Source organism: Aeromonas sp. SG16 (assembly GCF_024436135.1).
GTDB lineage: Bacteria > Pseudomonadota > Gammaproteobacteria > Enterobacterales > Aeromonadaceae > Aeromonas > Aeromonas jandaei.
In genome coordinates, this window is the sequence record NZ_JANFNW010000011.1 from 48633 (window position 1) to 72827 (window position 24195).

Annotated in this window: 20 protein-coding genes and 2 tRNA genes; 17 read left to right on the forward strand and 5 right to left on the reverse strand. The window is 62.1% G+C overall.

Annotated features, from left to right (window positions below):
• Window positions 1-5 precede the first annotated feature (5 nt).
• Genes NOM67_RS19385 through NOM67_RS19450 form a run of 14 tightly spaced genes read left to right on the forward strand, consistent with a single transcriptional unit; the run spans window position 6 to window position 13243 of the window.
• Window positions 6-251, forward strand: a complete 246-nt coding sequence (locus tag NOM67_RS19385) for an acyl carrier protein (RefSeq protein ID WP_071914660.1) — start codon at window positions 6-8, stop codon at window positions 249-251.
• A complete protein-coding gene (locus NOM67_RS19390) occupies window positions 251-814 on the forward strand; it encodes a hypothetical protein (protein ID WP_071914662.1) in 564 nt (187 codons plus the stop codon). Before NOM67_RS19385 ends, NOM67_RS19390 begins: the two co-directional genes overlap by 1 nt.
• Window positions 811-2202 carry an AMP-binding protein gene (locus NOM67_RS19395; protein WP_255939435.1) on the forward strand — a complete coding sequence of 464 codons (1392 nt, stop codon included), beginning with the start codon at window positions 811-813 and terminating at the stop codon, window positions 2200-2202. Before NOM67_RS19390 ends, NOM67_RS19395 begins: the two co-directional genes overlap by 4 nt.
• Window positions 2202-2567, forward strand: coding sequence for a hydroxymyristoyl-ACP dehydratase (locus NOM67_RS19400; RefSeq protein WP_104016679.1), 366 nt, complete (start codon window positions 2202-2204; stop codon window positions 2565-2567). Before NOM67_RS19395 ends, NOM67_RS19400 begins: the two co-directional genes overlap by 1 nt.
• Complete coding sequence (locus tag NOM67_RS19405) at window positions 2564-4240, forward strand: glycosyltransferase family 2 protein (protein WP_255939438.1); 1677 nt, start codon at window positions 2564-2566, stop codon at window positions 4238-4240. The genes NOM67_RS19400 and NOM67_RS19405 overlap by 4 nt, the downstream gene beginning before the upstream one ends.
• 7 nt (window positions 4241-4247) lie before the next feature.
• The gene (gene hutH, locus NOM67_RS19410) at window positions 4248-5798 is read left to right on the forward strand and encodes a histidine ammonia-lyase (protein ID WP_370689181.1); all 1551 of its coding nucleotides are present in this window, start codon (window positions 4248-4250) and stop codon (window positions 5796-5798) included.
• Window positions 5791-6213: an acyl-CoA thioesterase gene (locus NOM67_RS19415; protein WP_370689182.1), complete on the forward strand. Its 423-nt coding sequence runs from the start codon at window positions 5791-5793 to the stop codon at window positions 6211-6213. The genes hutH and NOM67_RS19415 overlap by 8 nt, the downstream gene beginning before the upstream one ends.
• Window positions 6213-6809, forward strand: coding sequence for an outer membrane lipoprotein carrier protein LolA (locus NOM67_RS19420; RefSeq protein ID WP_201910599.1), 597 nt, complete (start codon window positions 6213-6215; stop codon window positions 6807-6809). The genes NOM67_RS19415 and NOM67_RS19420 overlap by 1 nt, the downstream gene beginning before the upstream one ends.
• Entirely contained in the window at window positions 6796-9111 is a 2316-nt protein-coding gene (locus NOM67_RS19425) for an MMPL family transporter (RefSeq protein ID WP_370689183.1), read from the forward strand. The genes NOM67_RS19420 and NOM67_RS19425 overlap by 14 nt, the downstream gene beginning before the upstream one ends.
• Entirely contained in the window at window positions 9111-9665 is a 555-nt protein-coding gene (locus tag NOM67_RS19430; RefSeq protein WP_255939444.1) for a DUF3261 domain-containing protein, read from the forward strand. The genes NOM67_RS19425 and NOM67_RS19430 overlap by 1 nt, the downstream gene beginning before the upstream one ends.
• Window positions 9662-10828 (forward strand): beta-ketoacyl-[acyl-carrier-protein] synthase family protein, encoded by a 1167-nt coding sequence (locus tag NOM67_RS19435; RefSeq protein WP_255939445.1) that lies wholly within the window; start codon window positions 9662-9664, stop codon window positions 10826-10828. The genes NOM67_RS19430 and NOM67_RS19435 overlap by 4 nt, the downstream gene beginning before the upstream one ends.
• Window positions 10825-11283, forward strand: a complete 459-nt coding sequence (locus NOM67_RS19440; protein ID WP_255939446.1) for a hotdog family protein — start codon at window positions 10825-10827, stop codon at window positions 11281-11283. Before NOM67_RS19435 ends, NOM67_RS19440 begins: the two co-directional genes overlap by 4 nt.
• A complete protein-coding gene (locus tag NOM67_RS19445) occupies window positions 11280-12005 on the forward strand; it encodes a 3-ketoacyl-ACP reductase FabG2 (protein ID WP_255939448.1) in 726 nt (241 codons plus the stop codon). The genes NOM67_RS19440 and NOM67_RS19445 overlap by 4 nt, the downstream gene beginning before the upstream one ends.
• On the forward strand, window positions 12002-13243 hold the full coding sequence (locus tag NOM67_RS19450; protein ID WP_203975066.1) for a beta-ketoacyl-ACP synthase: 1242 nt from the start codon (window positions 12002-12004) through the stop codon (window positions 13241-13243). The genes NOM67_RS19445 and NOM67_RS19450 overlap by 4 nt, the downstream gene beginning before the upstream one ends.
• 77 nt (window positions 13244-13320) lie before the next feature.
• On the opposite strand, the gene NOM67_RS19455 is transcribed toward NOM67_RS19450, so the two are convergent.
• The gene (locus NOM67_RS19455; RefSeq protein ID WP_255939451.1) at window positions 13321-14595 is read right to left on the reverse strand and encodes an alpha/beta fold hydrolase; all 1275 of its coding nucleotides are present in this window, start codon (window positions 14593-14595) and stop codon (window positions 13321-13323) included.
• A 263-nt stretch (window positions 14596-14858) separates the two neighbouring features.
• On the opposite strand from NOM67_RS19455, the gene NOM67_RS19460 reads away from it, so the two are divergent.
• Window positions 14859-14993 carry a hypothetical protein gene (locus NOM67_RS19460; protein ID WP_255939454.1) on the forward strand — a complete coding sequence of 45 codons (135 nt, stop codon included), beginning with the start codon at window positions 14859-14861 and terminating at the stop codon, window positions 14991-14993.
• A gap of 40 nt (window positions 14994-15033) precedes the next feature.
• Here NOM67_RS19460 and NOM67_RS19465 read toward each other — a convergent pair.
• Together NOM67_RS19465 and NOM67_RS19470 are read right to left on the reverse strand one after the other, a co-directional pair.
• Window positions 15034-15109 (reverse strand) — tRNA-Asn (locus NOM67_RS19465).
• Between the two features lie 4 nt (window positions 15110-15113).
• Window positions 15114-15189: transfer RNA gene (locus tag NOM67_RS19470), tRNA-Phe, on the reverse strand.
• Window positions 15190-15453: 264 nt separating this feature from the next.
• Here NOM67_RS19470 and rraB point away from each other — a divergent pair.
• Window positions 15454-15789 carry a ribonuclease E inhibitor RraB gene (gene rraB, locus NOM67_RS19475; RefSeq protein ID WP_033114697.1) on the forward strand — a complete coding sequence of 112 codons (336 nt, stop codon included), beginning with the start codon at window positions 15454-15456 and terminating at the stop codon, window positions 15787-15789.
• Between the two features lie 62 nt (window positions 15790-15851).
• Here the strand turns inward: rraB and NOM67_RS19480 are convergent, their stop codons facing one another.
• A complete protein-coding gene (locus NOM67_RS19480) occupies window positions 15852-17816 on the reverse strand; it encodes an EAL domain-containing protein (protein WP_255939456.1) in 1965 nt (654 codons plus the stop codon).
• Between the two features lie 176 nt (window positions 17817-17992).
• On the opposite strand from NOM67_RS19480, the gene NOM67_RS19485 reads away from it, so the two are divergent.
• Window positions 17993-18487, forward strand: a complete 495-nt coding sequence (locus NOM67_RS19485; protein WP_255939459.1) for a hypothetical protein — start codon at window positions 17993-17995, stop codon at window positions 18485-18487.
• A gap of 69 nt (window positions 18488-18556) precedes the next feature.
• Here NOM67_RS19485 and NOM67_RS19500 read toward each other — a convergent pair.
• The coding region (locus NOM67_RS19500; protein WP_305121697.1) for a type I secretion C-terminal target domain-containing protein at window positions 18557-24195 on the reverse strand (5639 nt) is incomplete at its 5' end.

Genomic DNA, 24195 nt, shown 5'->3' on the forward strand with positions numbered 1-24195 from the left:
TCGCCATGACCAGAGATGAGATCTTCAACGAAATTCGCCGCGCCCTGGTCGAGCTGTTCGACATCGACCCCGAAGACGTCACCATGGATGCCAAGCTCTATCAACAGCTTGAACTCGACAGCATCGATGCCATCGATCTGGTGGTGCACCTGCAAAAACTGACCGGCAAGAAGATCAAGCCGGAAGAGTTCAAGTCGGTGCGCACCGTCGCCGACGTGGTCGACGCCGTCGAACGCCTGCTCGCCGAGTAATGCGTCGCATCAACCTGCTGGCGGGCGCCTTGCTACTGCTCTATCCCCTGCTGGTCTATCTTGGCCTGTCGCATGGGGAGAGAGGCCTGCTGGCTCTGCTGCTGTTGCCGCTGTTTGCCATTCGCCTGTTTGCCGGCGCAGCCCTGCCGGGAGCTTGGCGCTGGGCGACCCGCTGGCTCGGGGCCGTCGGCCTGTTGCTGATCGGCCTCAACCTCTGGTTTCGCGAGCACGACTGGCTGCTTTACTACCCCATTGCCGTCAACGCGACCCTGCTGGGAGTGTTTGGCTGGAGCCTTACTCAACCTATGACGCTGGTTGAGCGGCTGGCCCGCCTCACCACGCCGGATCTGCCGGAGCGGGGAGTCCGCTACACCCGCAAGGTGACCCGGGTGTGGTGCCTCTTTTTTATCGGTAACGGCCTCTTTTCTGGCTGGACTGTCTGGCACGGCGATCTGACGCTCTGGAGTCTCTACAACGGCCTTGTCAGCTATCTGCTGATGGGCGTGCTGATGGGCGGTGAATGGCTGGTGCGCCAGCGCGTGATGAAACGGGATAGCGCATGACCCTGCTCGATGAACTGCTGCAGGCAGATGGCAACCGCGTCGTCAGCTTCGATGGCCAGCGAGCGTGGACGCTGACACAGCTGCGCCAGAGCGCCGGGCTGCTCGCCCGCCAGCTCACCGCACTGCCGGTGCAGCGCTGGGCTATTTGCACCGGTGACAGCTACCACTTTTGTCAGGCGCTGCTCGCCTGCGCCATGGCTGGGCGAGCCGTGGTGCTGCCCGGCCACCAGCGCCTCGCCGGCTTGCAGGAGCTGCTGGATCAAGATGCCTTCGATGGACTGCTTTGCGATGAACCGCTGCCGCTCCCCTGCGCCGTGCTGCGCATCGATGCCGTTACAGCCTGCGAGCCATTGCCAGCCACGGAAGCAATAGCGACGCTGGCCCCCGAGATCACCCTCTACACCTCGGGTTCAACCGGCCAGCCCAAGGGGATCACCAAACCCTGGGCGCTGCTTGAAGCAGAGGTACGTACCCAGATCGCCCTGTGGCATCAGCACCTTGGGGGAGCGAGGCTCTTCTCCAGCGTCAGCCATCAGCACATCTACGGCCTGCTCTTTCGCATCCTGCTGCCGCTGGCGCTCGGCATTCCGTTTGCCCGCAGCCAGACCGACTATCCGGAGCAATTGGCCAGCCAGAAAGAGCCATGGGTACTGGTCAGCTCGCCCGCCTTCCTGTCGCGGCTCGATCCCGCCCTTGCGGGGAGCGGCTGCCGGCAGATCTTCTCCTCCGGCGGCCCGCTCGCCTATGAAGATGCACGCCAATGCGCGGCGCTGCTCGGCCCCTTGCCGGTGGAGATCTACGGCAGCAGCGAGACCGGCGGCATCGGCTGGCGCCAGAGCGCTGCGCCCGATATCCCCTGGACCCCTTTTGCCGGTGTCACTGTCAGCTGTGACGAAGAGCAGACTCTGCTGTTGCGCTCACCCTTTATGGATGAGCCTGAGCCCTGGGTCGGCAGCGATCGCATCACTCTGTGTGATGATGGCGACAAAGGCGCGGCAGGCCGCTTTCACCTGCTTGGCAGGCGCGATCGCATCGTCAAGATCGAGGAGAAACGCATCTCGCTCGACGATGTCGAGCTGCGCATCAAGGGGCTGGAGGGGATACTCGATGCCGCAGTCTTGCCCCTTGAGCAGGGCGGACGTCAGGTGCTTGGCGTCGCACTGGTGCTCAGCCAGCAGGGGATGCAGAGCTTCACCCGCCTTGGCCACGGCGCCTTCTTGCAACAGTTGCGCCGCCAGCTGCGCCCCTGGCTCGAGCCGGTGGCGCTGCCGCGCAGCATCAGACTTTTTCCGGCGCTGCCCCTGACCGGCGCGGGCAAACGCGACGGTGTGGCGCTGCGTCAGGCGTTTGACCAGACGCCACTGCAACAACCCGGAGTACCCACCTGATGGATAGTTCACTGCTGCCCGCCCTGCTGGCACGTCAGGCAACCTCCGATAGCGTGCAGCTGCTGCTGCACCTGAGTGCCGACCTGCCCTGGTTTGCAGGCCATTTTCCCGGGGCGCCCCTGCTGCCCGGGGTCACCCAGCTGCAACTGGCCATTCACTTCGCCCGCGCAGAGAAGCTGCTCACCGGCGAGTTTCAGGGGATGGACCAACTCAAGTTCCAACGCCCGCTGCGCCCGGATGATCACTGCTGGCTGATCTTGCGCGCTCATGGCGACGGCCAGCTGCGCTTTGAATATCGTCTCGGCAGCGCAGAGGATGTCGATACACTGCCGCTCGCCAGCAGCGGACGGGTCAAGCTATCGTGACGCCCTGCATCATCATCCCCTGCTATAACCACGCAGCCCCTCTCGCGGCGGTGCTGCGTGAACTCGCGCAGCTCAACCTCCCCTGCCTGCTGGTCGATGATGGCAGCGAGCCGGCCGCGGCCACCCTGCTCGATCAGCTGGCAGCCGAACACGCCGGCTGGGTCACGTTGCTTCGCCATCCGCACAACCGGGGCAAGGGTGGCGCAGTCAAGACGGCGCTGCTGGCAGCCAGAGCGCGCGGCTTCAGCCACGCCCTGCAGGTCGATGCGGATGGCCAGCACGATCTCTCCCGCCTGCCAGAGCTGCTGGCCGAATCAGAGCGATTCCCGCAGGCGCTCATCTCCGGCGCCCCCGAATACGATGAATCTGTGCCCAAGGGGCGCCTCTACGGCCGCTACCTGACTCACGTCTGGGTCTGGATCGAGACACTCTCCTTCGAGATCAAGGACAGCATGTGCGGCCTTCGCGTCTATCCGGTCGAGGCGAGCTGCGCGCTGCTTGAGCAGTGCACTCTCGGCGAACGGATGGATTTCGACATCGAGATCATGGTGCGCCTGCACTGGCGCGGCGTGGCAGTGCGCTTTGTTCCGGTCAAGGTGCACTACCCCGAGAACGGCCTCTCCCATTTCAACCCGCTGCACGACAACCTGCGCATCTCCTGGATGCACACCCGTCTGGTGCTGACCCTGCTGCGCGATGGTGCAGCCAGCCTGTTGCGCGCCCCCGGCAAGCTGCTGAAGCGCGGACGGGAACACTGGTCACGCACCCCGGAGCGCGGCACCCTGCTCGGCATTCGCACCATGCTCTGGAGCTACCGGCTGCTCGGCCGCCCGGGCTTCAAGGCCCTGCTGCTGCCGGTCATCAACTACTTCTGGCTGACCGGTCGCAGCCAGCGCGAGGCCTCCCGCGACTATCTGGCACGCCTCACCGCCCGCGCCGCCGAGCTCAACCTGCCGCTGCCCGAACCGGTGGGGAGCCTGCGCCACTTCCTGCGCTTTGGCGAGGCGGCGCTCGACAAACTGGCCGCCTGGCGCGGCGACATCGGCCTCGACGACATCGAGCTGGTGAACCCTCATCATTACGAAGCGGCTCGCGGTAAGGGAGCCCTCATCATCGGCTCCCATCTGGGCAATCTGGAGCTGTGCCGCGCCCTTGGCAGCAAGGCGCAAGGGGTTCGCATCACGGCGCTGGTCTTTACCCGCCACGCAGCCCGCTTCAACGCCCTGTTGCAGGAGGTGAATCCCGACTCCGGCCTCAATCTGGTGCAGGTGCAGGAGCTGGGGGCCGATACCGCCATCATGCTCAAATCACGCATTGAGGCGGGGGAGTGGGTGGTGATCGTCGGCGATCGCACCTCTGTCACCAAAGAGAAACGGGTGGTCTGGGCCAATTTTCTCGGCGCCAAGGCCCCCTTCCCGCTCGGCCCGTTTGCACTGTCGGCCATCCTCGGTTGCCCCACTTACCTGATGTTCGGGCTGCGGGAGCAGGGGCGCTTTCGGGTGCACTTCGAGCCGTTCGCCGACGGCTCGCCCCTGCCGCGCGCCGGGCGCCAGCAGCAACTCGAGGCCCGGGTACAGCACTACGCCAACCGGCTGGAACACCACTGCCTGCGTGCGCCGCTGGAGTGGTTCAACTTTTTCGACTTTTGGCATCTGACCGATGAGCAGGACTGATCAAGGCATGCACGAGATCCATTTCGGGGTCCGCCCCCTCACCATCGAAGAGGTCGTCGCGCTGGCCGAGCGTCGCGCCACGCCACGCCTCAACCCGGCCCCCGAGTTCCGGGCCCGCATCCAGCGCGGCGCCGACTATCTTGACCGGCTGCTCGCCGAGGAAGGGGTGATCTACGGGGTCACCACGGGCTATGGCGACTCGGTCACCCGGGCGGTACCACTCGATCTGGTCGATACCCTGCCCCTGCATCTGACCCGCTTTCACGGCTGTGGCATGGGCGAAAACCTGAGTCTGGCCGCCACCCGCGCCGTGCTGGCTACCCGCCTCAACTCGCTGGCACAGGGAGTTTCCGGCGTCAGCCTGCCCCTGCTCGAGCGGCTCACCTGGCTGCTGGAGCAAGACCTGTTGCCACGCATTCCCGAAGAGGGGTCGGTCGGTGCCAGCGGCGATCTCACTCCGCTCTCCTACGTGGCGGCGGCGCTGATCGGCGAGCGAGAACTCTACCGCAACGGGGAGCTGACCTGCGCGGCCGAGCTCTATCGCGAGCTCGGCATCACACCGCTCCGGCTGCGCCCGAAAGAGGGGCTGGCGCTGATGAACGGCACCTCGGTGATGACGGCGCTCGCCTGCCTCGCCTATGCCCGCTGCGACTACCTGATGCGGCTCTGCACCCGCATCACCGCGCTGGTGAGCGTGGCGATGGAGGGCAACGCCTTCCACTTTGACGAACGCCTGTTTGCCGCCAAGCCCCACCCGGGCCAGCAGCAGATCGCCGCCTGGCTGCGCGCCGATCTGCAGAGTGGCGAGCTGCCGCACCACAGCAACCGGCTACAGGATCGCTACTCCCTGCGCTGCGCCCCGCACGTCATCGGCGTGGTGGCCGACAGCCTGCCCTGGTGGCGCACGCTTATCGAAAACGAGCTCAACAGCGCCAACGACAACCCCCTCATCGACGGTGACGGGGAGCATGTGATGCACGGCGGGCACTTCTACGGCGGCCATATCGCGATGGCGATGGACAGCATGAAGGTGGCGGTGGCCAATCTGGCCGATCTGCTCGACCGTCAGCTTGCCCAACTGGTCGACAGCAAGTTCAATCAGGGGCTGCCGAGCAACCTCTCCGGCGCAAGCGCCGAGCGCCGCTTTATCAACCACGGCTTCAAGGCGGTGCAGATCGGCGCCTCGGCCTGGACGGCGGAAGCGCTCAAGCACACCATGCCCGCCAGCGTCTTCTCGCGCTCGACCGAGTGCCACAATCAGGACAAGGTGAGCATGGGCACCATCGCCGCCCGCGATGCGCTGCGGGTGCTGACCCTGACCGAACAGGTGGCCAGCGCCAGCCTGCTGGCGGCGGTGCAGGGAGTCGAGCTGCGCCTTGCCCTGCAGGGCAATAACCAGACCACCCTCAGTCCGGCGCTCGCTGCCACTGTCGAGGCGGTACGCCGCGATCACCCCTTCCTCTGCGAAGATCGCCCGCTGGAGGCCGAGCTGCGCGCCATGATGGCCCGCCTGCAGGCACGCCACTACCCGATTTATGACGAGGTGTCCCATGTCTGAGCCCTGGCAGCTGAGTGCCGAGGTCGATGTCACCGTCCCCTTCCACGACGTGGACATGATGGCCGTCGCCTGGCACGGCCACTACCTGCGCTACATCGAGCTGGCCCGCTGCGTCCTGCTCGATCGCATCGACTACAACTACCCGCAAATGGAGGCCTCCGGCTATCTGTGGCCGGTCATCGATGTGCGGATGAAGTACATAGCCCCGCTGCGCTTTGGCCAGACGGTACGGGTACGCGCCACCCTGGTCGAGTACCAGCACCGCCTCAAGATCGATTACCTCCTCTATGACCCGCAGAGCGGCAAACGCACCAGCAAGGGTTACACGGTGCAGGTGGCGGTCAACAAGCAGAGCGGCGAGATGTGCCTCGCGTCACCGCAGGTGCTGCTCGACAAGCTGGGGGTGAGCGAATGATGGCTCGCCTCACCCTTCTGCTGCTGGCTCTGCTCTCATGGCCCACACTGGCGATCACCCTGGCTGATGTGCAGCAACAGCTCACGGCGGCCGATGCCCGCAGCGCCCGCTTCGAGCAGGAGCGCCAGATAAGCGGCCTCACTCAAGCGCTGCGCTCCAGCGGCGAGCTGCTGCTGGTGAAGGGCCAAGGGCTCTGGTGGCAGCAGCAGAAACCCTTTCCCCTGACGCTGACTCTCACCCCGACGCGCATGGTGCAGCAGTTGCCCGGTCAACCGGCCCAAACCCTCGACAGCCCGCAACTGCTGGAGTTCAGCAACCTGATGCTGGCTCTGTTCGACCCGAGCGAAGCGGCGCTGGATAACTACTTTCGCCACAAACTCGCCAGCGAGGGGGAGGAGTGGACCCTGACCCTAGAGCCCATCCGCTCGCCCCTCGACAAGGTCTTCGCCAGTCTGGTGCTCAAGGGGCGTCACGAGCTCGCCTCGCTCGCCATCCATGACAAACAGGGGGATGTCACCCTGATCCGCTTTGTTGACTGGCAGCTTAAAACCCTCCCCCTGAGTACCGAGGAGCAATCCCGTTTTGATGCTCACTGAGAAACAGTGGCGCCTGCTGGGGCGATTGTGGCTGCTGCTCTGTGTGGCAGTCTGCCTTGCCCTGGCGCTGGCCCTGCCCCGCGCCCGCTTCAATACCAGCGTGATGGATCTGCTGCCCAAAGAGGAGCACCAGCAGTGGCATCCGGAAATCCGGGCCGGACTGCTCGCCAACCTCGACCGGCAGCTGGTGTGGCTGGTGAGCCTGCCCACCGGCGAAAATGGCGAAGCTGCCGCGACCGCGTGGAGCAAGCAGCTGGCCGCCATCAACTCACTGGAACATCTTAAAGCGGCCCAGCCGACCCTCGCCGGTGCTTGGCAGAGCTACATGCGGCAGATGGCGTGGCAACACCTCACGCCAAGCGCGCGGGCACGGCTGGCCAGTGGCCCGCAGGGGTGGAGCCAGTGGGTGCTGGGGCAGATCTACTCCCCCTTCGGCGGCGTCTCGCGTGCCGAGTGGCAGGCCGATCCCCTGCTGCTGACCCGCGCTGCGGTGCTGGAGCAGAAGAGTCCGATGCAGCTGGACGAAAAGGGCTGGCTCAGCAGCACCGGGCCGGATGGCCGCCGCTGGTATATGGTGCGGGCCGAACTCAACCTCTCCGCTTTCGACATGGCGCGCAACCGCCAGCTGCTCACCGAGCTTGCAACCGCCGAGCAGCAGTTGCGTCAGCACTATCCGGGTGTCGAACTGCTGCGCCGCGGTACCCTCTTCTACAGCCAGCACGCCAGTTCGCTCGCCGAGCAGGATATCTCGACCATCGGGCTGGGCTCGCTGATCGGGGTCATCGTCCTCATCTGGCTGGCGTTTCGCTCGGTACGCGCCCTGCTGCTCTCCCTGCTACCGCTGGCGATGGGGATGCTGTGGGGGCTCGGCGCCGTACTGCTGGTGTTTGGCGAGATCCACGTCTTCACCCTGGTGATCAGCTCAAGCCTTATCGGCATCTCCATCGACTACGCCATCCACTTCCTGAGCGAGCGGCGCCTGCATGGCCACGAGACACCGGCGCAGACCCGTGCCCACCTGCTGCCGGGGCTGAGTCTGGCGCTGCTCACTACCCTGATCGGCTATGCCCTGCTCTGGCTCGCCCCCTTCCCGGGGCTGCAACAGCTCGCCATCTGCGCGCTGGCCGGCTTGCTGGCCGCCTTCCTGACCGTGCTGCTGCTCTTCCCCTACTGGCTGGGCGACCTGCCGCAGGGGGCTTTGCCCATCCGCCACTGGCAGGTGCGCTGGATTGAGGCGTGGCAGCGCCCGAGCGGCCTGCGCCGCTGGCTGCCGCTACTGGTGCTGGTGATCAGCACCATCGGCATCAGCCGCCTCGTGGTGGATGACGATATCCAGAAGCTGCAACCTCTGCCCCACGAGCTGCAGGCGCAGGAGCGCCAGATCCAGCAACTCACCGGCCAGCAGGGTGGCATGACCGGTTATCTGGTGGTGGGCAGCGATGGCGAGCAGGCCCTCACCCGCCTCGAGACGCTGGCTGACCAGCTTGAGCTGGCCCGCCAGCACAAGGTGCTCGACCAGTTTGTTGCCATCAGCCAGTGGATCCCCTCGAAGGCTCGTCAGCTGGCGGATCATCAGGCCATCATGGCGCTGCAACCGGGCGTCATTTCCGCCCTCAAGGCGGCCGGTGTGCCGGTGGCGGCCAGCGCTCGCCCCCTGGATCTGCTGACCCCAGAGGCGTGGCTAACCAGCCCGGTCAGCGAAGGGAGCCGCCTGCTCTGGTACGCCCTGCCCGATGGCCGGGTCGGGATCTGGGTGCCGCTGGCCGGCATTCACGATGCCGCCGTGCTGGCCCGTCTGGCCGACGAGCATGACGGGGTGATCTGGCAGGATCAGCGCAGCCAGTGGAGCCAGCTCTTTGCCGATTACCGCCTCAAGCTCGCCGAGCTGCTGCTGGTCGCGGTGGTGCTGGTGATGGGGCTGCTCTGGCATCGCATCGGCTGGCGCCTGACCCTGCGCATCCTGCTGGTCAACGGGTTGGCCATCGCCATGGGGCTGGCGCTGCTTGGCTTCAGTGGCCAGCCGCTCACCCTCTTTGGCGTGCTGGCGCTGAGCCTTATCTTCGGCATCGGCATCGATTACGGGCTCTTCTTCGCCCACTGCGGCAGCGAGCCTGCCCGCCAGCAATCGACCCTGCTCGCCATCCTGCTGGCCCACCTCACCACCCTGCTGGCCTTCGGCCTGCTGGCGCTCAGCAATACTCCAGCCATCGCCGGTTTCGGGATTGTGCTGAGCGGCGGGATCTTCACCGCGTTTCTGTTATCCCCCATGGTGCTGGCCCCGCGGCCAGCTGCGGAGTCATGATGAGATACTGGTACTTGCTGCTGGTGCTGCTGACCGGTTGCAGCAGCCAGCAGGGGATAGAGGCGTTTATCGCCCCGGGCGTTCCCCTCTCGCTGCCGGCGCCCCAGCGCGCCGAACCGCTAAACCGTCAGCAACTGCTGATCGCCAGCGTCAAGGGCAAGCAGTATCAGCTGCTCACCGCACTGGAGGCCGGCCAGCAGGGTATCACCTTGGTCGGGCTGATGCCGACCGGTGCGCGCCTGTTCAAGGTGCAGTACGACCGATACGGCATTCACAGCGAACGACTGCTCCCCCTGCCCGGCAACGCCCTGCCCCCACCGGCGCAGGTGCTGGCCGACGTGATGCTCTGCTACTGGCCGCTGGCCGAGTGGCAATCTCGTCTGCCGGTGGGCTGGCAGCTGGTCGATGAGGGGGATGTTCGCCGCCTCACCGACCCTGCCGGCGTACTGGTCACCGAGATCCGCTATCAGAGCTGGCAAGGCCAGCGCGAGCCGGTCAGCCTGACCCAGCACCGCTTTGGCTACCGCCTGCAACTGGAGAATCTGGCGCGATGACCCTCTACATTCACGCCTACAGCCTCATCAACGCCCTCGGCCGTGGCAAGGATGAGGTGAGTGCCGCCCTCGAGGCGTGGCGCACCCGTGGCACCAGCCCGCTTGATGGCGATCGCTGGACGCTGGTCGATGGCCGCACCTCGCCGGTGGGTCGGGTGCGCCATCCATTGCCAGCGGTGACGATCACCCCTTACGACTCGCGCAACAACCGGTTGCTGCTGGCGGCACTGGCCGATATCGAAGACGAAGTGAACGCCGCTATCGCCCGCGTCGGATCGCAGCGGGTGGCGCTGGTGCTCGGCACCAGCACCTCCGGCATCGGCGAGGCCGAGGTCGCCGTTGCGGCGAGCGAACGTGGCGAGACGCTGCCACCGCAGTTTGACTACGTGCAGCAGGAGCTCGGCTCACCCTCGCTGTTTCTCGCCGCTCACCTTGGCCTTGAGGGGCCGGCGATGACCATTTCGACCGCCTGTTCGTCGAGCGCGCGCGCCTTCATTACCGCCCGCCGCCTGCTGGCCAGCGGTCAGGCCGATGTGGCGCTGGTCGGTGGGGCAGACTCCCTGTGCGGCCTCACCCTCAACGGCTTTGACAGTCTCGAGTCCTTGAGCAAGCAGCGCTGCCAGCCGTTTGCCGCCGGGCGCGACGGCATCAACATCGGCGAAGGGGCAGCCCTGTTTCTGGTGAGCCTGGAGCCCGCTCCGCTTGCCCTGCTGGGGGATGGGGAGTCATCGGATGCCTGGCATATCTCGGCACCGCACCCGCAAGGGGAAGGGGCCGAGCGGGCAATGCGGATGGCGCTGACCCGCGCCGGCCTTGAGGCTGAGCAGGTCGGCTACGTCAATGCACACGGCACCGCCACCCGCCTCAACGACGAGATGGAGAGCCGCGCGCTGGCGCGCCTCTTCCCGAACAAGGTGCCGGTCAGCTCGACCAAGGTGCTGACCGGCCACACCCTCGGGGCTGCCGGAGCGACCGAAGCGGCGCTCTGCTGCCTGCTGATCGAGCGGGACCTGCCGCTGCCACCGCAAGGTGAAACGACCGATCCGGCGCTGGCCCCCATCGCCCTTGTGCAGGAGCAGGGGCCGGTCGATATCATCATGTCCAACTCGTTTGCCTTTGGTGGCAACAACGTCAGCCTGATTTTTGGCAAAGAGGCATCATGACTTTTCCTCCCATAGAACAACTGCTTCCCCATCGTGCCCCCATGCTGCTGCTCGAACGCGTCACGGCGCACGACGAGCTGAGTGTCAGCTGCGAAACTGTGGTGGGAGCACGGCAGGCGCTGCTGCTCAATGACAACGGCGATCTGCCCGGCTGGTGCGGCATCGAGCTGATGGCGCAAACCATCGCCGCCTGGGCTGGTCTGCAGGCACACAGCCACCATGAGCCGGTGCGGATCGGCATGCTGCTCGGCACCCGCAAATACCAGAGCGAGCTGCCCGTCTTTGCCGCTGGCAGCCGGCTACGCATCGAGGCCCACTGCCTGCTGCAGGATGGCGGGATGGCCAGCTTTGAATGCAGCATCTGGCTTGGGGATCGCGAGTGCGCCAGAGCCCGCCTGAGCACCTATCAGCCCACCGAGGCACAACTGACAGATTTACTGGAGCAGAAACAATGAACTCGACCGTACTGGTTAGCGGCGCCAGCAAGGGAATTGGCCGCGCCATCGCCCTCAAGCTGGCGGCCGATGGTTTCACCGTAGTCGTCCACTACCACAGCGACCAACAGGGAGCGCAGGCGACCCTCGACGAAATTACCGCCCAGGGCGGCAGCGGGCGCCTCATCCAGTTCGATATTGGCGATCGCGAGCTGTGCCGCGCACACCTTGAAGCCGACATCGAGCAGCACGGCGCTTACTACGGCGTAGTCTGCAATGCGGGTATCGTGCGTGACGGCGCCTTTCCGGCACTCACCGACGACGAGTGGGATGATGTCATCCACACCAACCTCGACGGTTTCTACAACCTGCTCAAACCCTGCATCATGCCGATGATCGGACTGCGCCGCGGCGGACGCATCGTCACCCTCTCCTCGGTCTCCGGCATCATGGGCAACCGCGGTCAGGTCAACTACAGCGCCTCCAAGGCCGGCCTTATCGGCGCCACCAAGGCGCTGGCGCTGGAGCTCGCCAAACGGCGGATCACGGTCAACTGCGTGGCGCCCGGCCTTATCGACACCGGCATGGTCAGCCCGGAAGTGGAGGGCGAAGCGCTCAAGATGATCCCACTCAAACGCATGGGACAGGCAGAGGAGGTAGCCGGTCTGGTCTCCTACCTGATGTCCGACATCGCCGGCTATGTCACCCGGCAAGTAATTTCCATCAACGGAGGCCTGATATGAATCGACGGGTCGTAGTCACCGGCATGGCCGGTGTGACCGCCTTTGGCAACGACTGGGCCAGCGTCAAACCGCGCCTGCAGGCAGGACGCAACGCCGTGGTCACCATGCACGAGTGGGGGGTCTATGACGGGCTCAACACCCGGCTGGCCGCGCCGATCAGCGACTTTGCCCTGCCGGCCCACTATCCGCGCAAGAAGATCCGCGCCATGGGGCGAGTCTCCGAGATGTCGACCGTGGCCTCCGAGCTCGCGCTGGAACGGGCGAAGTTGCTGAACGAACCGGTGCTCAGCGATGGCCGCACCGGTATCGCCTATGGCTCCTCCACCGGCAGCACGGCGCCCATCAGCGCCTTTGGCGCCATGCTCAACGACAAGACCACCGCCAACATCACCGCCACCACCTATGTGCAGATGATGCCGCACACGACGGCGGTCAACACCGGCCTCTTCTTCGGTCTGCGTGGCCGGGTCATCCCGACATCCAGTGCCTGCACCTCGGGCAGCCAGGGGATCGGCTACGCCTACGAGGCGATCCGCCACGGCTACCAGACCGTGATGGTGGCAGGTGGCGCGGAGGAGCTCTGCCCCTCCGAGGCGGTGGTGTTCGATACCCTGTTTGCCACCAGTCAGCTCAACGACACCCCCGAACTCACCCCGCGCCCGTTTGACCGGGATCGCGACGGACTGGTGATCGGCGAAGGGGCTGCAACTCTGGTGCTCGAAGAACTGGACCACGCCCTCGCCCGCGGTGCCCACATCATCGCCGAGCTGGTCGGCTTTGCCACCAACTGCGATGCGGCCCATGTCACCCAACCCCAGAGCCAGACTATGCAGCTCTGCATGCAGATGGCGCTGGATCAGGCCGGGCTGCGTCCCGAGCAGATTGGCTATATCAGTGCCCACGGCACCGCCACCGAACGGGGCGATATCGCCGAGAGCCAGGCGACTGCCGCCATCTTCGGTGACCAGACCCCCATCTCCTCGCTCAAGAGCTACTTCGGCCATACCCTCGGTGCCTGTGGCGCCATCGAAGCCTGGCTGTCGCTTGAGATGCTGCACGATGGCTGGTTTGCCCCGACCCTCAATCTGGCCAACCCGGATCCTGCCTGCGAGCCCCTCGACCACATCACGGGTCAGGGACGACAGCTGGAGATCGAGTATCTGATGTCCAACAACTTCGCCTTCGGTGGCATCAACACCTCGCTCATCTTCCGCCGCTGGCACGACGAAACAAAATAAGTGACATCACAGCAAGCAACGAAAAAGGGGCCGATATGGCCCCTTGTTTTATCCGCAATCTGGCGTATCTATCCGCCTCAACGATCCCGGTTCAGGGCGATGAGTTTGTCGAGCACCACCTCACCATCGGCCCGCAAGCCGTTGTGCTCATACTCATTGGTGATCCAGGCTCGGCTGCTACCCAGGCCCCGCAGGGTCTCGCGACTGTAGTCAAACTCCACGTACATATCCTCGGCATAGACGGCGCAGGCCACCGGCACCTTGTTGCGGGCCAGCTGGGCCGGGTCATAGAGCGGCCCCCAATCCGCCTTGTTGGCCAAAAGATGGGCAGCCTCTTTCAGGGGCAGCAACTCGCGGAACTGCTCGAACATCCAGGGGAAGATCATCTCGCCAGTGAAGGCAAAATCCTTGCCGGGTGCCCAGTTCAGTTCGGGAAGTTCCTCTCTGACCCGGGCGGCGGCCCAGCGAGTCGCCTCCCCTTCGGCATAGATGGCCTCGTGCAGGATGGCGAACAGCGGATTGGTATTGAATGGCTGCATGCTCTGCACCTGATAGAGAAATGCCGGGCTCAGCTTGTCGCCGATAAAGGCCTCTTCCAGCAGATAGTAAAGCTCCTCGAAAGCCCCCGTGGCCCCCAAATCCAGCCCCTGCTGCTGGAACTGCTCCACCGTCAGGCGCTGACCATTGGGCAGCCGCACATCGTGCTGGTGCAGGTGGTTGGCCAGCCGGTTGGCGATGGGCTGGGCATGGGGGAAGCGGGCAAAGAAGGCGCGATTCTTGTCGGCCACCCGCAGATAGGTGGCGCGGTAGACCTCCTCTGCGCTGCGGCCAACCGGCGCGATGCCGCCGGTGATATAGACCTCCCGCAGACTGTCGGGGAAGAGCGAGAGGTAGGTCAGGCAGCAGAAGCCGCCAAAGCTCTGACCCAGCAGGCTCCAGCGGTGGGAGGGGCTCAGCTCCAGCCGGATAAACTCGGCGTCCCGCACTATGTTGTCGGCGCGAAAATGGCTGAGATAGTGCGCCTGCTCGGCCGGGGTCATTTTGGCCAGTGAATGACTGTGGATCGGGCTCGACATGCCGGTGCCCCGCTGATCGAGCAGTACCACCCGAAACTCCTCAAGCGCCCGCTTGATCCAACCACTGTTGGCGCTTGGGCGCGGCGCCCCGAAACCGGGGCCCCCCTGCAAAAAGAGCAGCCAGGGGAGCTTGTCATCGAGCCGATCCTTGAGGCACAAAGTGCGGGCAAAGAGAGTCAGGCTCTCGCCATCAGGATCGTCGTGATCGAGTGGAACGGTAAAAAAGTGCGGCTCGCAGTGAATGCCGTCCAGTACGTAGTGCAGTGGGCTGCTCATCTTGACTCTCTCCATGTCGAGGTCGGAATAGGCTCAGCCCCATCTTAGCCCTGCTCGCCAGCTGGGTCATGCCGCTTTTTGCGAATGTGGAGGCTGGTTCAAAGGGTGCAAAAAGAGGATTGAACCACGTTGTCAGGGAGGTGATTGCTTGCTGAATTATTCTCCTGGCCGGGAGATTGACGCCATGCCCCCCATTCAACAAAGATGGCGAGCCTGCAGAGGAGTGCAGGGATTCAGGCCGTCAAAATGGATAAGGGAACGTGATGAAACCGAAGTGGATCAGGGCCGGAAAAAGAGAGAAAAAACCATGCCCCGGCAGCATGTTGCAGACCGGCATGTTGCTGTTCAGTGCCACCTGTGGCGCGACACTCTTTTTAGCCGCGTGCAACGGCAACTAAAAATGAAAAAGCCCGCTCGATTGAGCGGGCTTTTCGAATTTGGCTCCTCCTACTGGACTTGAACCAGTGACATACGGATTAACAGTCCGCCGTTCTACCGACTGAACTAAGGAGGAATTGTGGTGCCCAGAGACGGAATCGAACCGCCGACACGGGGATTTTCAATCCCCTGCTCTACCGACTGAGCTATCTGGGCAACGGCGCGCATTAAACCCTTTCCAGCGCACGGTGTCAACCACACTGGCACGATAAAAAGTTCGTTCGCTCAACAACTGAACGCAACGGGTGGTTATTGGCCGTTTCGGGGCAAAAAACGGGCTCGCCACACCACTCTCCTGTGCCATTCATCACCAAACAGCGGGAAATCAGCGCTTCTGCAGGTTTGCCGCATTGAGCCGGATGCGCTGTGCGAGTATGCTTTGCCGCAACGATACCGCCTGGAGGCAACATGAGTCTGAATATGCAAGAGTGGCGTGAAGAGACCACAGAGATCGTCAACGAGCTGCTGGCCGACGGCAGCAACCCTGACGCGGATTACGACATTGAACACCACTTCGCCTGCCAGGATTTCGACCGTCTGGAAAAAGCAGCGGTTGACCTGTTCAAGGCCGGTTTCGAAGTGACCGATGCCGAAGAGATGGAACTGGATGACGGCGCCACCATCTTCTGCTTCGATGCCACCATCGAGTGCAAACTGAATGTCGAAGCCATCGTGGCCGATATCGCCAAGATGCTGCCCATCCTCGAAAAATACGGGGTGGACTACGATGGCTGGGGCACCTACTTCCAGGATTGATCCTGCCCCATCGCCAAACAACAAGGCCACCGCGAGGTGGCCTTGTTGTTTCTGGCACGAAGTCAGCCCAGATAGCTGGCGGCGAACTCCTGCGGCGGCAGCGGCCGGCTGAACAGGTAGCCCTGCAGACGATCGCAACCGGCATCGGTCAGCCACTGCTGCTGCTCCGCCGTCTCCACCCCCTCGGCCGTAATGCGGATACCGAGTTCATGGCCCAGCCCAATGACGGAACGCACGATAGCGGTCGTCGCCGTGTTGCTGGCAAGCCCCTGGGTAAAACTGCGATCCAGCTTGAGGGTCGCGACCTTGAGCCGCGGCAGATAGGCCAGCGAGCAGTAGCCAGTGCCAAAGTCATCAATGGCCAGCTGGAAGCCGGCAGCTATCAGATTGTCGAGGTTGGTCTCTATCTGGTCGGCATTCTCCATCAGGACCCCTTCGGTGATCTCCAGCTCCAGCTGACTGGCCTTGAGTCCGTGGCGGACGATACAACCCTGTACCAGCTCGCACAGGGCCGGATCACGAAATTGCAGCGGCGAGAGGTTGATGGAGAGCATCATCTCCGGGCAAGCCGCCTGCCACTGCGCCAGCTGGGCACAGCCCTGCTCCAGCATCAGCTGACCAAGCTGGCCGATCACCCCCATCTCTTCTGCCAGCGGAATGAACTCGTCGGGGGAGATCATCCCCAGCTCGGGATGAGGCCAGCGGCAGAGCAGCTCGGCACCATGCAACCGGAGCGTTCTGCTGCAAACGATGGGTTGATAGACCGCAACCAGCTGGGCAGACTTGATGGCCAGTGGTAGCTGGGCCGCAATGAGCTGACGCCGCTTGAGCTTGGCATGGAGCTCAGGATCGAACAGGGTGGTGTAGTGCTGCTGCCGTTTGCCCTGCGCCAGTGCCGCCTCCGCATGGCTGAGCAGCCGTTCGGCATCATTGGCCTTGCCCTGAGCCAGCCCGAGGAAAACCGGGATCTGGATGCGGTGCTCTTCCACCTGATAGTGCTCCATCAGCTGCTGCTGCAACTGCTGGCTCCACCCTTGCAACGGCTCGCCGAGCTCGGGCAGCAGCAGGCTGAAGTCATCAGCCGCCACCCGGCACAGCAGCGAACGCGGCGGCGCCAACTGCTGCAGCCGCTTGGCTACCTGACTGAGCAGGCGATCGGCAATCCGGATCCCGAAGCGATCGTTGATCTCGCGAAAATGGTGCAGGTCGACCAGCACCAGCGTGGCGTTGCGGCCACCCAGATGGCGGCTGGTCTGCAGAAAGCGGGAGAGCTTGAGCAAGCCGGTCAGGCTGTCGTAGTGCTGCTCCTGCTGCAGCTGGGCCTGAGTGGTACGCAGCCCCGTGATATCGCGACCCAGCGTCAGCACACCGAGGGAGTGGCCATCACCATCGGACACATCCACCCGGGTGATCTCCATATGCCGCCCCTTGCCACTGGCGTCCAGCAGGCAACACTCTCCCTGATCCATCCCTTGCGGCGCAGAGAGTCGATAGGGGATCTGGTGGCCCAGCACCTCCTCGGCCCGCTGCCCGATAAAGTCGAGAAACGCCTGATTGCACTCCAGCAGCACGCCGTTATGGTCATCGAAGCGGATAATATCGGGGATCGCATCCAGCAAAAACCGCTGCAATACCTGCTGGTTCTTGACCGTCTGTTCGAGGTTTTTTCGTTGCGCAATCTCGTTGACCACGCCAAACACGGCATAAGGCTCGCCCTGCTGGTCATAGAGCGGCACCTTGTGGATCTCCATCCAGCTGGTGTTGCCACCGCTGTTGCAGTGGAGTTGCTGGTAAAGCAGCGGCTCCCCTTTCGCCAGCAGTTGCCTGTCCTCCTCGCCAAAGATGTCTCCCCACGGCATTTGCGCATTCGTCTTGCCGACCACCTCGGCAGGCGAGAGATAGCCAGCCTCGCTGGCAAACATGCGGTTGGCAAAGAGGTAGCGCCCATGCTTATCCCGACAAAAGATACTCATTGGCAGATGGTCGATGATCTGCTGCAGCAGATCCGGGGTGAGCATGTTGTTCACAGGGGCGCTTATGGAGGAATTTCGAGCAAATCTATGATAGCAAACCGGTTTTGTAAAGCGACCTGACTGGCACAATAACACGCTCGATGCAGGATGCTTGCTGACAGAGATTGTCGCTCCGGAGATAATAGGCGCCGGTTGGCCAATGGCCGGATGAAATGGACGAGAGAAAGAAGATGAAAAAGATTATGGGAGGCGCTCTGGCGCTGCTGCTGGTCGGTTGTGCCGGTGACAACAATGGTGGTGAAGAGTACCGCTACAACCCGCCGATTGCCAAGGCGACCAACAATACCCAGGAGATGGCGATCCCGGTTGACCTGGTATGGGCCCGTGCCGAGAAGTGGTTCACCGATCACGGTCTCAACATCGGAAACAGCCAGCGCGGTTCCGGCCTGATGACCGCCAACGTCGAGCACTCTGCCGACGGTCTGGAGTGGCTGGATTGCGGCACCATGGGCTCCAAAGTAGCACTGGGTAACCCCAACCTGCAGATCAACCTGATCATCACCCAGAGCGGCAACAGCAGCGTGGCGACCGTCAACGTCAAGGGCAACACCGAGCTGTTCTTCGTTGAATCCTCAGGCGAGCGCGTACCGGCCCCCTCCATCAAGCCGGTCTGTGTCTCCCGCGGCACCCTGGAGCAAAGCCTGTTCGCCACCCTCGGCAACTGATTTTTCTTCGCTTCAAAATAAAAAAGCGGCAGATTTCTCTGCCGCTTTTTATTGCGTAGCCGTTAGTGCTTACGGCTTGTCAATATCGAGCATGTGATTATTCAACATGTAATCGATCACCTGATTGGCCGTGGTCGCCGAACCGCCCGTCAGACTGTCGAAGGTGTGGTTCATCAATACGATCTCCTGGGTAACAGAGGCCGTGCTGCTCTCCTTGACCTGCAGGTGCACCCCTTCGTTATCCTGGAACACCGAGAGCAGGCTCTTCAGATCGTTCTGGTTGTGAGAACCATCGTGATCCAGCAGATCGCGCAGATCCAGTTTGTCACCTTCCGCCTTGGAGAAGTCGACCACGTAATCCTTGGCAACACTACCCGCAGCGGTATCGCCCTGCAGCCAGGTGAAGGTATCGGCACCGCCATCCCCTTTGAGAATGTCATTGCCAAGACCGCCGACGAGGATGTCATTACCCAGACCACCGCTCAGGATATCGTCACCGGTACCTCCGTACAGGATGTCGTTGCCACTGCCACCGTACAGGGTGTCGTTGCCGCTCTCGCCATAGAGAGTGTCGTTGCCAGCACCACCGAACAGGGTATCGTTGCCAGCACCGCCGAACAGGATGTCATCGCCCCCCTGACCAAACAGGATATCGTTGCCATCCCCACCGTTCAGCACGTCCGCCTTGTCATTGTTGGAGGACTGATCGAACTCGCTGGCGTGGTCCGTGATGTAGTCATGGACCTGGGCATCGGTCACCGAGCCTGTACTCAGCTTGCCGGCCACATACTGCTTGATGGCCGCGTAGCCTTCACCATTTATGCCTGCAAAGTGGATGGCATCCCCAAACAGGATATCGTCACCAGCACCGCCGTCGATCCGGTCGCTGCCCGGCAGGTTGTTCACCGAGGTGCCCAGGATGGCGTTGGCCAAATCGCTGGCGTTGACACCGGTCATGATGACGCCGTCAGAGTCGTAGGACTTGAGATCGTTGTAAGAGATGTTGGCCCCCAGCCCGATCGCTTCCACCGTGACCCCCATGCCCGTCAGCAACGCAAAGCCGGCAACGGCATTGCTGATGGTGGTGGATGTGGAATCCTGTCCATTACCTGCCAGGGTCGAGTAGGTATAACCACCCAGACCATCAGGGCGCATATAACCGATCGTGGATACCTTGCCTGAGGTATCGCTCTTGTACACGACGCCCTGACCATCAATCACGGTGAAGTTACCGTTCTTGTATACCTGACCTGGCACATAGCCATTTTGCAGCAGCTGGTTGAGATACACGTCCTTGTTGTTGTTGGTGTAGTCATCAACCAGCGGGTTGCTGCCTTCATTGCTCAGATAGTAAGTCGGCTTACCATCGGTAATGAAGTAGGTCAGGTTCTTGGCATTGGTATTACCCTGTACGGTCGAGCTGTTGAACCAGTTGGCCGTGGTCTTGAACACATCCTCGTAGTTGGTGCCACCACCGTTGCTGGAGCTGCCATCCATGCTGTCGAGAATGGCTTGCAGCTGGCTCAGGGCGTTGCTGTCCTTCAGGTTCACGCTGACCGATTTGTTGGCCATGGTGTCGAAGTCCACCAGGAAGATGTTGACCGTCCCAGCCCCATCGGTCCCGGCGCTCGCCTTGAGGCTGGAGAACACCTGTGCCAGCTGGCTCTTGATGGTGTTCATGGCGCTGGTACCGATACTGCCCGAGCTATCGACCATAAAGGCGATGTTGTAGTTCTGGCCCGGCAGTACCACGCTGCCATCCAGATCCCCGACCACGATATTGTGCTCGCTGCCGTAGGTATGGTTCTGATCGCCCGGCTCCCCTTCAGTGGCGTTGAAGTAGCTCAGGCGGATAGAATCCTGATCCGATGCAGTACTGGTGTTATCTGTTACAACCTCCTTGGCAGTGGCTTCAACCTTGAGATCGACCTGACCGGCGCTGCTGCCCGGCACTCGTAGAGTCAGCCCGGTCAGCTTCACATCCAGCGCGTTCACACTCCACAGACCGCTGCTAGCGGTGAGAGTGAGCTTGCCATCAACCCCGACGGTGCCCAGCAACTGACTGCCGCTGTAAAGTTCGGCTCCCTTCGGCATCCCGCTCAGTACCAGGCTATCGAGCACTTCGCTGCCATCCCGGTCGGTCAGGGATGCACTCACCTCCAGCGGGTAATCGACCACCACCGGCTGTACCAGAGTCAGCTCACCGGTGCTCTGGTTAAGCTGGTAGATACCGTCTGCAAACTGGACATACTCCACGTCGTGCAGCGCCTTGGTGATGCCGGCCCCCTTCTCAGTAACAGAGAAGTCGAACCAGCGATCATTGACCGAGTATCCGCTTCCCTTCTTGATGGCGTAGTCGGCACGGTTGCCAGTCAGCACCGCGATATCAGTACTGGCACCACCATAAAGGCCGTCGCTGCCGAGACCGGACACCAGCACATCGTTGCCGTCACCACCATAAAGGGAATCCCCCTGGGTCGCGTTGCCACCGACCAGAACATCATTGCCCCCCTGTCCATAAAGCAGGTCTCCACCACCGTGGGTACTGACAATATAATCGTTGCCGCTGTTGCCAAGTACTTGTTCCTGACCACTGCTGCTGTCCGTCAGCGAATTGGTGATGCCAAAAGCCGTCTTGTTGAAATTGCCAGACTGGAACTGATCCGTAATGACACTCGCGCTCGGGAAGCTCAGGTTGTAAGACGGTATGCCATTCCCCGTTAGGGTGACATTGACCGTGGGCTTATCGGCCACTGCAGTCACGTCGATCACCAGCTTGCCACTGTTGCTGAGGTTGGCACCGTCGCTGACCTGGTAATCGAAGCTGGCGTAGTCCCCCTTCATGTTGCCAGTGATCACACCGCCGCCATTGCTGGTGCTGGAGCTAGACTCGTTCACCCCGGGCACAAAGCGCAGATGGCCAGCATTCACCTCGGTATAAGAGATGAGGTCACCGCTTGATACTGCTATCCACTGGCCTGCGGCATTAAGGTACTCGAGCTTGCCACTGAGAGGTAGAGTGCCGATCTTCACGCTGAGATCGCTCGCAGCCTGATCATCGCTGGCACCAAACTGGGCCCACTTCAGCACCTGCGGCGTATCTTCGTTGCCGGTACTGTAGCCACCCGTGGTCACCGGCGCATGATCGTTGTCGATGATGGTACCGGTGCCATTCTGATTACCCACTGTTACCTTAAGGGTCTCATTCGCTTCGACTAGACGATCATCTACTGTTGGTATTGTCACAGTAAAGCTGGACACACCGGCCGGCACAGTGATCTTGCCTGTGGTGCTGTTGTAGACAACCCCGTTACTAAATTGCAGAGTTCCCCAGTCTGGGCGGGATGCCATATTGGAACCGCTACCAGCAATGGAGAAATCATATTGGGTTGCTTCATGAGTCGGGTCAGACAGAGTAACAATGTGTTGTAGGTTACCTCCTTCCACCACGCTCTCAGTGGAGACAGACTGCACGCTAGGGGTAAACAACGGTTTGGTAGCAAAAGAACCAACACTAGAGTCACCATCCGCATCAAACACCCTAACCTGGAAGTCGATATCGCCATCCCCTAACGGCTTGGACATATTCTGATACTGGAAGAACTCCCACTTGCCGGTGGCAGGGGTAAATTCCAGACGGAATACCAAAGTGCCATCACTGGCTTCGCCATATAGGGTATTGGGCAAGCCCGGTTTGCTGGAAATGGAGATCTCTTTACCAGTAGCCGTCATCAAACCCACTTCATTGGATCCCAAAAGCTCTATATGCCCCTTACCATCAGCCCCCCACTGCGGGGTGACCGTGCCGGAACCGTAGGCGATGGCCGGTGCAGTGGTGGCACCGAGGAACTCGATGCTCTTCACGGTGAAGTCGCTGTTGTCGGCGTAGAGGCCGTTACCATTGTTGGTAGCTTTGATGACCATGGTATCGAAGCCACCCTGCTGCACTTGGAAGTTCTGGTTGTACTCTCCACCTGCCGCATCCGAGCTAAATGTCAGTGTGGAGATCAGTACTCCTCCGCGATAAAACTCCACGACACCACTCTCCTTCTCGCCACCAAACATCTGGCTGAACTTGATGTTGGCGCCATAGGCTACCTTGCCCGCATCCAGCTTGACTATCAGTTGCTCGGAAGCCGAAGTACCGTTTGCAAAGTGACGGTAATCCACCTCGTTGGCGAAGTTGAGATTTGGTGAACCGACGCTGGAAACCCCCAGACCAGCGCTGGAACCGTTGACATTGGCGGTGATCAGGGTCGAGTTAGTCGATGAAGCAAAGCCCAGCGCCGTGATGCTGAAACCGCTCACGTTCAGGGTTGTCTGGTTGCTGCCACTGTACTTGGTCAGATCAAACAGGCCGGTTAGGGTATCCGGGATATTGCTCTTGATGACGGAGACGACCGCGGCATCGCCCGCGATCGGTGCATCATCCTCGACGCTGACATCCAGCTTGTCCTTAGTGACGCCGCTGCCATCGGAAACCTCCACATCCAGCTGGAACGACAACTTGTCTTCCGAGGTCGTATCCGCGTGGTCGAGGGGACCTTTGAGGGTCACGTCATAGGTCCACTCTCCCTTTCCACTGGCATTGGGTGCCGTCAGCTTGACCTCGACCACAGCCTTGTAATCGGCGCTGCCAATCACCCCTGTGTAGCCGACCAGCGTCTTGCTGCCCGCATCCCAGCTCCACTGGATCTTGGCCCCACCGGACGTCAGCCCGGCCGGTCCATTCAGGGAAATGTTGAGTGTGCTGCTGTCGATGTCGCCCACCGAGAGGGTGCCGGACGCCTTGATGGCATTGGTGGTATCCGGGTTGCCGACCTTGTCGGGAATGCCATTCACCAGCCCCTCTTCGGAGACGACAGCCCCGTTGGAGATGGTCAGCGTTGGCAGATCGTTGACCGCATCCACCTTGATGGTCACGGTTGCGGGACTCGCATCCACGGCGCCGTCGTTGTCTACCGCCGCATAGTTGAAGCTGGTGTTGCCGTTCCAGTTAGCATGCGGAGTGAAGGTGAGCTTGCCGGCGTCCGCCACCGCAATGCTCTGATCCACTGTCACCGCAACCCCGTTCAGATAGAGGATGCCGTTGGCAGGCAGGCTCTTGATGGTGAAACTCACCACGTTGCCATCAATATCGCTGCCACTGAGGGTCGGGATGGCGATGCTGACTGCATCTTCCTGACCGTTTGCCTGTTTATTCAAAGTCTCCGGCGCTTCATTCAGGATCTGCGCGTTGTCGCTGCCCGGCAGTGAGACGTTGCCCGCCTTGTCGGTCTGGGTCGCCGTCACTGTCAACGACTTGCCGTTGGCTGGGGTAGTCTCCGTCCAGCTGATGGTGCCGTTCTGATAGCCGTAGCTCTTGCCATTGCTTGCCAGCAGGGCACCATCGGCCTTGAGCGTCAACTGGACAGTGCTGTTCACCCCACCATTGTTGATGGTCAGCGTCACCTTGCCACCCGCAACCAAGTCAGCATGATTGACCTCTGCCCGAACCTGGATCTGATCATTGCCAATCTCGGCCTTGGTCAGCTTTTGGTCATTGTTGGCATCATCCACGATAACCACGGCCGGAGCATTGGGGGCCTGGGTGTCGGTGTCGGCGCTGTCGCTGCCGCCGGTCCCCTTGTTGCCCGCCAGGTCGGTGTAGCTGTTCTCCTTCACGGTGACGCTGGCTGTGCCTTCAAAACCCGGGGTCGGCGTGAAGG